This is a genomic window from Streptomyces sp. NPDC002044 (assembly GCF_040296725.1).
Lineage (GTDB): Bacteria > Actinomycetota > Actinomycetes > Streptomycetales > Streptomycetaceae > Streptomyces > Streptomyces antarcticus.
Map to the genome: position 1 here is coordinate 1 of NZ_JBEOXU010000168.1, position 11,970 is coordinate 11,970.

Here is an 11,970-nt window from a genome sequence, read left to right on the forward strand (position 1 = left end):
GCGCGAGCGGGCCCGCCGGGCGGTCGCCTCCCACACCAGCGGGCGGGACGGCCTGGCCGCCGTCCTGGACATGCTGGCCCTGCACCCCGGGCAGGACAGGCCCCAGGACCGGGACGACACCGCTCCCGGCGCCGCAGGAGACCTCCCCGCCGCCGAGGACGGCTAGGCCGTCTCTCGCGGAACGTGCCGGCCCTGCGGACCGTGCGGAACCTCCGGAACTCGCGCGTCTGCCGCGCGCGTGCCCTCAGGCCGTACGGGCCTTCCTGATCGGGGCTCCCGCCTCGTGGAGGCTCGCGAGGGTCTGCCGGTAGGAGCCGATCAGGCTGGTCTCGAGGTAGCTGACGCCGAGTTCCCGGCAGTGGCCGCGGACGATGGCCTGGGCCCGGCGCAGGTGCGGGCTGGGCATGCTCGGGAAGAGGTGGTGCTCGATCTGGTAGTTCAGGCCGCCGAGGACGATGTCGGTGAACCGGCCTCCGCGCACGTCACGGGAGGTGAGCACCTGGCGGCGCAGGAAGTCCGGCCGGTCGGTGCCCCGCAGCACCGGCATGCCCTTGTGGTTCGGGGCGAAGATGGAGCCGAGGTACAGCCCGAACAGGCACTGGTTGACGAAGAGGAACGCGATGGCCTTGCCGGGCGGCAGCACGAGGAACAGGGCGCCCAGGTAGGCCGAGAAGTGCGCCAGCAGCAGGAGGCCCTCCCCCACCCGGTTCTTGAGCGCTCCGTCGGCCAGCGACCGCACGCCGGAGACGTGCAGGTTGAAGCCCTCCAGCGTGAGCAGCGGGAAGAACAGGAACGCCTGGGAGCGGCCCAGGAAGCGCGGCAGTCCCTTGGAGGCGCGGGCCTGGTCCTGGGTCCAGACGAGGACGTCCGGATCGAGGTCCGGGTCGAGGTCCTCGTGGTTGGGGTTGGCGTGGTGACGGGTGTGCTTGTCCTGCCACCAGCCGTAGCCCATGCCGATGCCGAGGTTCCCGGCGATGCGCCCGGACAGTTCGCTGGCCCTGCGCAGGCGGAAGACCTGCCGGTGCGCGATGTCGTGCGCGAGCAGGGCCACCTGCCCGAAGACGGCGGCGAGAAAGGCCGCCACCAGAAGCGTCCACCAGCTGTCGCCGACCAGGACGAGGGCCGTCCAGCCGGCGGCGTAGAGGGCGAGCACGAGGGAGCAGCGGAGGGCGTAGTAGCCGGGGCGCCGCGCCATGAGTCCGGCCGCCTGGACCTTCTTGGACAGCCGGGCGAAGTCGCTGCCCGGTTCCGACGGCCCGGGCGGCGGTCGCACCGTCTGGAGGGAATCCATGATCAGGGGTCTCTTTTCCATTGTCAGCGAGGGGCGCCGGGTGTAAGGGGTGTGCGGGGCGGGGCCGCCGGTGCCCGGTCGGCGCGTGACATGGCCACCCTTTCCGCGCATACCCGGAAATCGGGAGGTAACGTCCCCATGACCGGCCGGGTCTCGCGTCCGCGACAGGCACGTACCCGGGGAATGCGCGTACGGGCGCCGGCGTTGTCGCGCGCATGGACGATTCGTCCCGTGACGAGCCCTCTGGGTACGCGGACGCGTCGGCTCGCGCGCGGCTGGCCGCTGACCGCGCCGACACCCTCGCGCGGACCGCGGCGCTGATGCGCGACTTCGACGGCATCGTCGCGGCGAACGCCCTGGTGGCGGTGGACGACGAGCACGACCCGGAGGGTTCGAGCACCGCCTTCGAGCGGGCCCACGTCGCGGCCCTGCTCAACCGGACCCGTGAACACCTGGACGAGGTCGACCAGGCGCTGGAACGGCTCGCCCGAGGGGACTACGGGCGGTGTGAGAGGTGCGGCGAACCGATCCCGGCGGAGCGCCTGGAGGCACGCCCGACCGCCACCACGTGCGTACCCTGCGCTCCGGCCGGCCCCCGCTGACCCCAGCACCGGGCCACGGCGGGCGGGGGGCGCGGTACTCCTGGGCAGTTCCTTTGTGTCTCCGCCCCGACGGAACGTAATATCACCTGGTCATCACCGCGACGGGAGACAGGAAGCCGGTGCGATTCCGGCACGGTCCCGCCACTGTGACCGGGGAGTGCGTTCCCTCGTGCGAGCCGCCGCGCCCGTCGCGGCGGAGTCAGCGAAACGCCGACCCGGGAGTCAGGACACTGGCCTGTCGCGGGCCCGATCCGAGGAGCGCGGACTCCACAGGAGGCTCTACGTGCACGACGTCATGCCCCGCCCCCCTTTCTCTCCCCCGTCCACCCGGCGCCGCGCCCTGCGCGCGGCCGCCGCGGCCCTGGCCCTGTCCACCGCCGTACTGACCGGCTGCGGCACGTCGAAGGACGGCCCCGACCGCGCGAAAACGTCCGGCGCTCCGGGCTCGTCCGACACGGCGGCGCAGGGGTTCCCCGTCACGGTCGACAACTGCGGCACCCGGACCACGTACGACAAGGCGCCGGCCCGCGTCGTCACCATCCACCAGCACCCCGCCGAACTGATGCTGTCGCTCGGGCTGAAGGACCGGATGGTCGGCACCGCGTTCCCCGACTCGGCCGTCCTGCCCGAGTTGAAGAAGGACTTCGAGGCCGTGCCGCAGCTGGCGGAGAAGGAGCCCTCCTTCGAGGCCGTCCTCGACGCCGATCCCGACTTCGTCTACGGCGGCTACGGCAGCGCGTTCGCCGAGAAGGAGGGCCGCTCCCGCAAGGCGTTCGGCGACGCCGGCATCAACACCTACCTGAACCGCGAGTACTGCGGGAAGAAGCAGGTGACCATGCAGGACACCTACGACGAGATCCGGACCGTCGCCGGTGTCTTCGGCATCGCGGACCGCGGCGACAAGCTGGTCGCCGACCTCCAGGGACGCGTCAGCAGGACCACCGAGGCGGTCAAGGACGCACCCGCCGTACCGGTGTTCGTCTACGACAGCGGCGACAAGTCGGCGTTCACCGCCGGCGGCAAGGGCCTCGGCACGGAGATCATCAAACTCGCCGGCGGACGGAACGTCTTCGCGGACCTCGACGACGTCTTCGGTGACGTCTCCTGGGAGCAGGTCGTCGACCGCAAGCCGGAGGTGATCGCCATCTACGACTACGCGGGCACCGGCAGCGTCGAGCAGAAGAAGGAGTTCCTGCTCTCCCAGCCCGCGCTCGCCGACGTACCGGCGATCAAGAACAAGCGGTTCGTCGCCGTGCCGCTGACCTCGACCCTGGTCGGCGTCAGGCCGCCGTACGCCGTCGAGGAGCTGGCGCGCGGGCTGCACCCCGAGCGGCTCCGGTGACCGCCGCCCCGCCCTCACCTCCCACAGCGGCTCCGCCCGCCCTGCCTGCCGGACGCGGCGCCCGCGGCGCGGACCGGCCGCGGCGCCGGTCCTTCGTCGTGACCCTGACGGTCCTCGGCGGCCTGCTCCTGGCGTCCGCCACCGCGGGCATGGCCATCGGGTCGGTGCGCGTGCCGCCCGGCGACGTGTGGGGCATCGTGACGCACGCGCTGGGCGCCGACTGGTCCGAGCCGACCTGGTCACGGGCGCGGGAGACGATCGTGCTGGACGTACGGGCCCCCCGGGTCCTCCTGGGAGCGGTGACCGGCGCGGGGCTCGCCGTGATCGGGACCGCCATGCAGGCCCTGGTCCGCAACCCGCTCGCCGAGCCGTACCTGCTGGGAGTGTCCTCCGGGGCCTCCCTGGGCGCCGTCGCGGTGATCGTCTTCGGCGTGAGCCTGTTCGGCCCGCTGTCGCTGTCGGTCGCCGCGTTCGCCGGCGCGCTGCTGACGCTGCTGCTGGTGTATTCGACGGCCCGCGCCGGCGGGCGGATCACCTCGGTGCGGCTGGTGCTGTCGGGCGTGGCGATGGCGGCGGTTCTCTCGGCGTTGACGAACATGCTGCTGCTGACCTCCGGCCGGGGCAACGAGGCCCGGACCGTCCTGGCCTGGACCCTGGGCGGACTGGGCGGCGTCCAATGGGACACCCTGTGGCTGCCGGGCGCGGCCCTGCTGCTGGGCATCGGCGTCCTCCTGGTCCAGGCCCGCTCGCTGAACCTGCTGCTGGCCGGGGAGGAGGCCGCGACGAGCATGGGGCTGGACGTGGCACGCTTCCGGGGCCGGATGTTCGTCCTGCTGTCGCTGGTGACGGGTGTCCTGGTCGCCGCGGCGGGGCCGATCGGCTTCGTCGGGCTGATGCTGCCGCACATCGTGCGTCTCTTCGTCGGCGGCGACCACCGCCGGGTACTGCCGGCGGCCGCGCTCGCCGGCGCGGTGTTCCTGGTCTGGGCCGACATCGCGGCGCGGACCGTCGCCGCGCCCATGGAGATCCCCGTGGGCGTGCTGACGGCGCTCTGCGGCGGGCCGTTCTTCCTGTGGATGATGCGCCGCGACGCCCGCCGCGCCACGAGCCGGGGAGTGGCATGAGCGCCGCCGAACTGACCGTGGGGGGAGTCACCCTCACCGCCGGCGCGCACCACCTGCTGCGCGACGTGTCGCTGACCGCCCGTCCCGGAGAGGTGGTCGGCCTGGTCGGGCCCAACGGCAGCGGCAAGTCCAGCCTCCTGCGCACGGTCTACCGCGTGCTGCGGCCCGACGCCGGCAGCGTGCGCGTGGACGGCGCGGACGCCTGGACCCTGCCGGTACGGCGGCTCTCCCGCACCGTGGCCGCCGTGGTGCAGGACGCGGGCGCCGACTTCGACCTGACCGTGCGGGAGGTGGTGTCCATGGGCCGCACCCCGCACAAGCGGCTGCTCGACGGCGACAGCGCCGAGGACGCCTCGATCGTCGCGTGGGCCCTCGACTCGGTGGACGCGACCGCACTGGCCGAACGCTCCTTCGACCGTCTCTCCGGCGGCGAACGCCAACGCGTGCTCATCGCGCGTGCGCTGGCCCAGCGGCCCGCCCTGCTGGTGCTGGACGAGCCGACCAACCACCTCGACATCCGGCACCAGTTGGAGGTGCTCGGACTGCTGCGGCAGCTGCCCGCCACCGTCCTCGTGGCCCTGCACGACCTGAACCTCGCCGCGTACTACTGCGACCGGCTCTACGTCTTGTGCGACGGGGCGGTGACCGCCTCCGGGCCGCCCGGGGAGGTGCTGACGGCAGAGCTCCTGGCCGACGTGTACGGGGTGGCGGCCGAGGTCGCCGTGCACCCGCGGACGGGCGCGGCCCAGGTGTCCTTCCTCCCGGGGGTCCCGGCCGCCCGCCCCGGCGCGGCGGTGGGGGACTCGGCCGGTCCGTGATCGTACGGAGGCGCCACGGGCCGCCCGGGAGGCCGGCGCAGGGTCCCCCGCCCGATGTGCGGGGCGCGAGGACTCCGGACCGTGGGGTGCGCGGGCGGCCCCGCGTTCGCGGCCCTACGCCGTCGGCGCGCCCGCGCCGACGGCGTTGGCCGCGGCGCAGTCCGGGTGGCCCCAGCGCTTGCCGGTGTTGGCGATCGGCTCACCGGCCGCGTACGTCTTCCCGCACGGGCAGGTTCCCGGGAACTTGGCCTTGATCACCCGCGGTTGTCCGCTCCCGGCCGAGGCCCCGGCGGACGGTTTCCCGCGCGCCGGTGCCCCCTTGGCACGCGCGGGCGTGCTGCGGGCCGGTGCGGGTCTCGGCACGTCCGCGTCGCCGTGAGCGGTCCCGGCGGCCTGCTGGGAGACGGCGGCGTCGCTCGCGGCCTGGTCCGCGATCGCGTTCAGGTGGTCGCCGTCCGCGCGGTGGGCCGGCACGTACACGAACGTCACGTCGCGGTCGCCGAGCAGCAGGTCGATCGCCTCGACGAGCTCGCGGTTGGCGACCGGCTGGCCCGAGGACGTCTTCCACCCGTTGCGCTTCCAGGCCGCAAGCCACTGCGTGACGGCTTTCATGGCGTACTGGGAGTCCATGCGCACCTCCACGGAGGTACCCGGGGCCACGGCCTCCAGGAGGCGTCGCAGGGCGGTCAGTTCCCCGACGTTGTTCGTGGCGCGTCCCAGCGGCCCGGCCTCCCAGCGTTCGGGGCGGCCCTCCGCGTCGGCGATGACCCAGGCCCACGCGGCGGGCCCGGGGTTCCCCTTGGCCGCTCCGTCACAGGCGGCGATGATGCGATCAGACATCCTCCGATCATGCCCCATCCGCGGCACGGCGGGTACACCGCACCGCACACCGTGAGCTGCGACGCAACGATTCCCATGGCAACACTGCCGGTCGGGTCCGATCGCGTCCGTCCGTGCCGACACCCATGTCCCGTCCCCGTCGCGGGATGACACCATGGACCCGCGCCCGCGGCGTCTCCCGCCGTGTACCGGCCCGGCGCCGCATCACACGTCGAACAGATCAAGAGGGGGGACAGAGCTGTGCCTGCTCCACGGATGAGCACCACGCCGCTGCCCGGCATCGGTGTCCAGTACGACCTGACGACCCGGGAACACCGGCACATGTCGGTGGTCGCGCACCGGGACGGAACCCGCACGGTGAACGTCTACCGCTCCGACGACCCCGACGCCTGTGCCCAGTCGCTGCACCTGACGGGTGCGGAGACGGCCTCGCTGATCGACGCGCTGATGCCGGCGCACCACAGCCCGAATGTCCTGCACACCACCGACCTCGGGCTGGTCGCCGAACGGATCGAGCTGTCCGCGCACTCGCACTGGAACGGACGGGTGCTGGGCGAGACCAGGATGCGCACCGAGACCGGGGTCTCGGTGGTGGCCGTGCTGCGCCGTGCCGAGGCCCGGCCGTCGCCCGCGCCGGACTTCCGGCTCGCCGGCGGGGACACCCTCATCGTGATCGGCACCCGCGAGGGCGTCGACGCGGCGGCCGCGATACTCGGACGGGAGTGACCGCCTGTGCACTCCGCTGTCTTCCTCATCGAGTTCGGCGCGATCATCCTCGGGCTGGGCCTGCTGGGCCGGCTGGCCGGCCGCTTCCACTTCTCCCCGATCCCCCTGTATCTGCTGGCCGGTCTGGCGTTCGGCACGGGCGGGCTGCTGCCGCTGGGCGCCAGTGAGGAGTTCGTCGCGATCGGCGCCGAGATCGGCGTCATCCTGCTCCTGCTGATGCTGGGCCTGGAGTACACCGCCAGCGACCTGGTGTCGAACCTCAAGACCCAGTACCCGGCCGGCCTGGTCGACTTCGCCCTGAACGCCGTACCGGGTGCGGTGGCCGCGCTGCTGATGGGCTGGGGCCCGGTCGCCGCCGTGGTCCTGGCCGGAGTCACCTGGATCTCGTCCTCCGGCGTCATCGCCAAGGTCATGGGGGACCTCGGCCGCGTCGGCAACCGCGAGACCCCCGTGATCCTCAGCATCCTGGTCCTCGAGGACCTCGCCATGGCCGTCTACCTGCCGATCATCACCGCGCTGCTCGCCGGTGTGAGCCTGGCCGCGGGCAGCCTCACCCTGGCCATCGCGCTCGGTGTCGCGGGCGCCGTGCTGTTCGTGGCGGTCCGGTACGGGCGGCTGATCTCCCGGTTCGTCTCCAGCGACGACCCCGAGAAGCTCCTGCTCGTCGTGCTCGGCCTGACCCTGCTGGTGGCCGGCGTCGCACAGCAGCTCCAGGTGTCCGCAGCGGTCGGCGCGTTCCTGGTCGGCATCGCCCTCTCCGGTGAGGTCGCCGAGGGCACGCACACCCTGCTCAGCCCGCTGCGCGACCTGTTCGCCGCCGTGTTCTTCGTCTTCTTCGGCCTGCACACCGATCCGGCCAGCATCCCGCCCGTCCTGCTGCCGGCGCTCGCGCTCGCCGTGGTCACCGCGGGTACGAAGATCGCCACCGGGTACTGGGCCGCGAAGCGGGCCGGGATCGGGGTCAAGGGGCGCTGGCGGGCCGGCGGCACGCTGGTCGCCCGCGGCGAGTTCTCCATCGTCATCGCGGGGCTCGCCGTCACGGCCGGCATCGAACCGGCGCTGGGCCCCCTCGCCACCGCGTACGTCCTGATCCTGGTGGTGGTCGGCCCGCTGACCGCGCGCTACACCGAGCCCGTGGCCGCCTGGGTCTCCGCGCGGCGCGCGCACCCGGCGCCCCTGGTCCCGGCCGTGCCGCCCGCGGCCAAGTCCCCCGAGGAGGTCCAGGACCAGGACCCGGCCGGCCGGACCTGATCCACTGACGACGGCCGTCAGGCCCGGGGCCGGGGCCGGGACGGCGGAGTGGGACCGGTGGGGCGTGCGGTGACGACCGCACGCCCCACCGGTGCGTCCGGGGCCGGAACGGCCGCGTGTCCCACCGGCGCCCGTGTGACGCCACTCACAAGACTTCTCGGCATCCGATGTCAACCGGACACGGTGCGGCGGACGTATGCCCACTGAGAGGGATTCATGAACGCGGGAGTGAGTTTTTGACCGTCGAGGAGTTCGAAGAGTTCTACGCGCAGGCGGCGGGACGGCTGACCGGACAGCTGTACGTCATGCTCGGCGATCACCACGAGGCGCAGGACGTGGTGCAGGAGGCGTTCGTCAAGGGGTGGGGCCGGCGGCGGCAGCTGGACGTCGAAGGGCGGCCGGAAGCCTGGATCCGCACCGTCGCCTGGCGGCTCGCGGTGAGCCGGTGGCGCGTGCGCCGACGCACGGCCGACGCCTGGGAGCGCACCGCTCCCGCCGCGTACGTGCCGGGGCCGGGGCCGGAGGCGGTGGCGCTCGTGGAGGCGCTGCGGCACCTCCCGCTCAAGCAGCGCCGGACGCTGGCCCTGCACTACCTGTGCGATCTGACCGTCGAACAGATCGCCGCGGAGACCTCCCTGTCCGCGAGCACGGTCAAGACCCACCTGACACGGGGCCGGGCCACCCTCTCCCGCCACCTGCAGGACCCCCGTATCGAGGAGGCTCCCGATGCCTGACACCAACGATCCGCTGCGGTCGCTGTTCCAGGAGGCGGCGTCCGCCGGACAGCCCGGGGCGGCCCTCCCCCCCGTCTCGGAGATCGCCCGGCGCGGTGAGCGGGTCCGGCGGCGCAGGTTCGTCGGCCTCGCCGTCGCGGCCTGCCTCGTCCTCGCGGGTTCGGGCGCCGCGCTGGCGTCCCTCCTGCCCGCGAACGGGGGCGGGAACCTGCCCGCGACCACCCCCTCGGCGCCGGCGCCCTCCTCCCTGCCGACCCCAGGGCCGACATCGGCGCGGCCGCCTCAGCCGGCCCAGACCACGACGCCGGGGCCTCCCCCGGCCACCACCGCGGGGCCGTCCTCCACCCGGACCTCGGCGTCCTCGGCCACGTCCGGAACGTCCACCGTCCCGCCTCCCGCCCGCACCACCGAGCCCGCCCGGTCCACCGGAACCGCGCCGGACACGGAGCCCTCCTCGAGCCCCTCGAACCACGTCACCCGGTAACCCGGTAACCCGGTGCACTCCCCGCACCCCCGGTAGCCCCCATGGCCCCGGTCACCCCGGAGGCACCCGCACCACCACAGCGCCCGCGCACCCCCGGTCGGCGGTCCGGCGCGCCCTCAGCCGATCAGGAGATCCCCCATGTCCGTTTCCGCCCCGCCCCGGCCCGTCGAGGTCGCCCCCGCTCCCGTCCGGGGCGGACGGCCCGTCGGCCGCCGCATCCCGCGGCCGGACGCCGCCGACCGCGAGGTGCTGTGGCTGTACGCGCTGACCCGCACCGGACTCTGGATCACCGCCTGGGCCGTGCGCTGGCTGTTCCCCTCCAGCGGGGAGAACCGCGAGCCGGCCCCGCTGCTCGCACCCTGGCAGCAGTGGGACTGGCAGCACTACCTGTCGATAGCCAGGGACGGCTACTTCCCGGGCGGCGCCGGCCCCTGGACGGCGGGCTGGGACAACCGGGAGGCGTTCTTCCCCGGTTTCCCGCTCACCCTGCGCGCCGTGCACACGGTCGTACCCGACTGGACCGCGGCCGGGCTGCTGATCTCCTTCGTCGCCGGGGCCGTGGCCGTCCTGGCCCTCGCGCGGATCGCCCGCCACCAGCTTCGCGACCTGGACGCGGGCCGCCGTACGGTGATGTTCTTCCTGCTCTCGCCCTGCGCGGTGTTCCTCGCCGCCGGGTACACCGAGGCCCTGTTCCTGGCCCTGGCCCTGCCCGCCTGGCTCGCGGCGCAGCGCGGGAACTGGCGGGCCGCCGCGGTACTGACCTGCCTGGCCTGCTCGGTGCGGGTCACCGGGCTCTTCCTGGCGGCCGCGCTCGTCCTGCACTTCGTCCTGACCGTGAAGGACCGGGCCGCCTGGCGCCGCGCCCCCTGGCTGCTCCTGCCCGCGCTCACCCCGGTGCTGTACGCCTGGTTCCTGTCGGCCCGTACCGGGGACTGGATGGCCTGGAAGCACGCCCAGGAACGCGGCTGGTACCGGGACTTCCACACGCCCTGGGACGCCTGGTCCCACACCTGGGAGGCCGCCTTCCAGCGCACCCAGGCCGCCGGGTACGCGGTGATGTGGCAGGCCGAACTGCTCGCGATGGTGACCGGCCTCGTGCTGCTGGTCGTGCTGGTGCGCCGGCGCCGGCTGCCCGAGGCGCTCTACACGGCCCTGACCCTGTGGGCGCTGGGTACCTCGTACTGGTACACCTCGGTCCCCCGCTCCACCCTCCTGTGGTGGCCGCTGTGGATCGCGCTGGCCGGGTGGAGCCTGCGCCGTCCGCGGGTGCGGACGGCGTACGTGTACGTCGTCGCACCGGTCGGCGTGATCGTGGCCGTCACGTTCCTGACCGGCCGCTGGGCGGGCTGAGCCCGGCCGCGGACCCCGCCGGACCGGCCCCCGGCGTACGGAACCGGGTGGTCTACGACCGGCCGCGGGGCTTGCCCCGCTTGGCCCCGCCCTTGCCGCCCTTGGCCGCGCCCGCGGCGCCGGAGCCGCCCCGGGGGTTCTTGCCGGCCGGTTTGCCGGACCGGCCGCCGGCCGCCTTGCCGGCCGCCGTCTTGCCGCCCGCGGTCCTGCCGCCGGCCGCCTTGCCCTGGGCGCCGCCCGCCGCGGCGCGCTTGCCCTTCGGCTGCGGCGGTGTCGGCGGGCGGCCGCGGGTGCTGTTGACGGTCCGGCCGCGGACGATCCCGATGAACTCCTCCACCAGGTCGGTGGTTTCCTCCTGCGGCCACGACAGCCCGACGCGCGACTCCGGAACGTCCGAGACCGGCCGGTAGGTGAGGTCCCGGCGGTGGTGCAGCCGGGCGAGCGACTGCGGGACGACCAGGACGCCCACGCCCGCCGCCACCAGCTCGACGGCGTCCGCGGTGGTCTCGGGGCGCTCGATCGCGGGGCGTCCCGGCGGGTTCTCCCAGTCCAGGGTGTCGTCCAGGGGATGCAGCACCAGCTCGTCGGCCAGATCGGCGGCGGACACCTGCTCGACCGCCGCGATGACGTGGTCCTTCGGAATCACCACGACCGTGGCCTCGGTGTAGAGCGGGATCGCGCTGAGGTCCTCCCGGTCGACCGGCAGCCGTACGAACCCGGCGTCGGCGCCGCCCGCCCGGAGGACGCCGAAGGCCTCGTCGACGGTCACCGCGACGAGGGTCAGCGGGACGTCGGGCAGCCGCTCGTTCCAGATCCTGACCCACTTGGTGGGGGTCACGCCCGGAACGTAGGCGAGGCGGAACGATGGGGTTACTTCCGAGCCTGTCACCCGGCCAGATTACCCGGCGTGGTCAGAGGTAGCGCACACGCTCGATACTCTTGACTCCATGACGTCGCACCAGAGCCCCCAGACGATGAAGCCCGCGACCGCGGCGAAGAAGCTGGGCGTGTACCTCGAGGCCACCCCCGCAGAGTTCCAGGAGGGTGTCGTCTCGCGCACCGAGCTGGGTGCGCTGCAGTCCGACCCGCCCCAGTGGCTGCAGGACCTGCGGCGCAACGGCCCGCACCCCCGGCCCGTGGTCGCCGCGAAGCTGGGCGTCTCCATCGCGGGCCTCGCCCGCGGCGGGGTCACCGAGGCCCTCACCACCGAGCAGATCGAGGCCCTGAAGACCGAGGGTCCCGAGTGGCTGGAGAAGGAACGCGCCACGCAGGCCGATGTCCGCAAGGAGACGGTCCGCATCAAGGAGAAGAACGCGGAGCGCGCGGCGAAGGCCGGACAGAAGGACGCCTGACCCTCCCCGGAGGGCCGGGCGCACAGGACGCGCGGGAGGGGCGGCCGGAGCTTCAC

General features: G+C 73.7%; 13 protein-coding genes and 1 riboswitch. Of the genes, 10 read left to right on the plus strand and 3 right to left on the minus strand.

The genetic code is table 11. The annotated features are described in order from the left end of the window. Positions 1-244: 244 nt before the first annotated feature. Complete coding sequence (locus tag ABT106_RS27825) at positions 245-1,291, minus strand: fatty acid desaturase family protein (RefSeq protein WP_351282635.1); 1,047 nt, start codon at positions 1,289-1,291, stop codon at positions 245-247. 215 nt (positions 1,292-1,506) lie between these two features. Between ABT106_RS27825 and ABT106_RS27830 the strand changes: the two genes are divergently transcribed. From ABT106_RS27830 to ABT106_RS27845, 4 genes are all read left to right on the plus strand, one after another. Beyond that, on the plus strand, positions 1,507-1,893 hold the full coding sequence (locus ABT106_RS27830) for a TraR/DksA family transcriptional regulator (RefSeq protein ID WP_351282638.1): 387 nt from the start codon (positions 1,507-1,509) through the stop codon (positions 1,891-1,893). A 70-nt stretch (positions 1,894-1,963) separates the two neighbouring features. Beyond that, positions 1,964-2,146: riboswitch (cobalamin riboswitch) on the plus strand. Positions 2,147-2,188: 42 nt separating this feature from the next. Next, positions 2,189-3,235, plus strand: coding sequence for an ABC transporter substrate-binding protein (locus ABT106_RS27835; protein ID WP_351282639.1), 1,047 nt, complete (start codon positions 2,189-2,191; stop codon positions 3,233-3,235). Between the two features lie 41 nt (positions 3,236-3,276). Then, a complete protein-coding gene (locus ABT106_RS27840; protein ID WP_351282663.1) occupies positions 3,277-4,359 on the plus strand; it encodes a FecCD family ABC transporter permease in 1,083 nt (360 codons plus the stop codon). Next, positions 4,356-5,177 (plus strand): ABC transporter ATP-binding protein, encoded by an 822-nt coding sequence (locus ABT106_RS27845; RefSeq protein WP_351282641.1) that lies wholly within the window; start codon positions 4,356-4,358, stop codon positions 5,175-5,177. The genes ABT106_RS27840 and ABT106_RS27845 overlap by 4 nt, the downstream gene beginning before the upstream one ends. 114 nt (positions 5,178-5,291) lie before the next feature. Here the strand turns inward: ABT106_RS27845 and ABT106_RS27850 are convergent, their stop codons facing one another. After that, positions 5,292-6,017, minus strand: coding sequence for a ribonuclease H family protein (locus ABT106_RS27850; protein WP_351282643.1), 726 nt, complete (start codon positions 6,015-6,017; stop codon positions 5,292-5,294). A 240-nt stretch (positions 6,018-6,257) separates the two neighbouring features. On the opposite strand from ABT106_RS27850, the gene ABT106_RS27855 reads away from it, so the two are divergent. From ABT106_RS27855 to ABT106_RS27875, 5 genes are all read left to right on the plus strand, one after another. Next, positions 6,258-6,743 (plus strand): cation:proton antiporter regulatory subunit, encoded by a 486-nt coding sequence (locus tag ABT106_RS27855; protein ID WP_476715197.1) that lies wholly within the window; start codon positions 6,258-6,260, stop codon positions 6,741-6,743. A 6-nt stretch (positions 6,744-6,749) separates the two neighbouring features. Beyond that, positions 6,750-7,994, plus strand: a complete 1,245-nt coding sequence (locus tag ABT106_RS27860; RefSeq protein WP_351282646.1) for a cation:proton antiporter — start codon at positions 6,750-6,752, stop codon at positions 7,992-7,994. A gap of 236 nt (positions 7,995-8,230) precedes the next feature. Then, entirely contained in the window at positions 8,231-8,728 is a 498-nt protein-coding gene (locus ABT106_RS27865; RefSeq protein ID WP_351282649.1) for a SigE family RNA polymerase sigma factor, read from the plus strand. Next, a complete protein-coding gene (locus ABT106_RS27870; protein WP_351282652.1) occupies positions 8,721-9,212 on the plus strand; it encodes a hypothetical protein in 492 nt (163 codons plus the stop codon). The genes ABT106_RS27865 and ABT106_RS27870 overlap by 8 nt, the downstream gene beginning before the upstream one ends. Before the next feature lie 138 nt (positions 9,213-9,350). Then, positions 9,351-10,562, plus strand: a complete 1,212-nt coding sequence (locus tag ABT106_RS27875) for a mannosyltransferase family protein (RefSeq protein ID WP_351282655.1) — start codon at positions 9,351-9,353, stop codon at positions 10,560-10,562. Positions 10,563-10,614: 52 nt separating this feature from the next. On the opposite strand, the gene ABT106_RS27880 is transcribed toward ABT106_RS27875, so the two are convergent. After that, entirely contained in the window at positions 10,615-11,451 is an 837-nt protein-coding gene (locus ABT106_RS27880) for a LysR substrate-binding domain-containing protein (RefSeq protein WP_351282657.1), read from the minus strand. Positions 11,452-11,509: 58 nt separating this feature from the next. Between ABT106_RS27880 and ABT106_RS27885 the strand changes: the two genes are divergently transcribed. After that, on the plus strand, positions 11,510-11,914 hold the full coding sequence (locus ABT106_RS27885) for a DUF5997 family protein (protein ID WP_351282660.1): 405 nt from the start codon (positions 11,510-11,512) through the stop codon (positions 11,912-11,914). Positions 11,915-11,970: the final 56 nt, after the last annotated feature.

Coding starts and splice junctions, on each gene's coding strand:
- ABT106_RS27825 (WP_351282635.1), bottom strand. CDS start 1,291: ATGGATTCCCTCCAGACGGTGCGACCGCCGCCCGGGCCGTCGGAACCG.
- ABT106_RS27830 (WP_351282638.1), top strand. CDS start 1,507: ATGGACGATTCGTCCCGTGACGAGCCCTCTGGGTACGCGGACGCGTCG.
- ABT106_RS27835 (WP_351282639.1), top strand. CDS start 2,189: ATGCCCCGCCCCCCTTTCTCTCCCCCGTCCACCCGGCGCCGCGCCCTG.
- ABT106_RS27845 (WP_351282641.1), top strand. CDS start 4,356: ATGAGCGCCGCCGAACTGACCGTGGGGGGAGTCACCCTCACCGCCGGC.
- ABT106_RS27850 (WP_351282643.1), bottom strand. CDS start 6,017: ATGTCTGATCGCATCATCGCCGCCTGTGACGGAGCGGCCAAGGGGAAC.
- ABT106_RS27870 (WP_351282652.1), top strand. CDS start 8,721: ATGCCTGACACCAACGATCCGCTGCGGTCGCTGTTCCAGGAGGCGGCG.
- ABT106_RS27875 (WP_351282655.1), top strand. CDS start 9,351: ATGTCCGTTTCCGCCCCGCCCCGGCCCGTCGAGGTCGCCCCCGCTCCC.
- ABT106_RS27885 (WP_351282660.1), top strand. CDS start 11,510: ATGACGTCGCACCAGAGCCCCCAGACGATGAAGCCCGCGACCGCGGCG.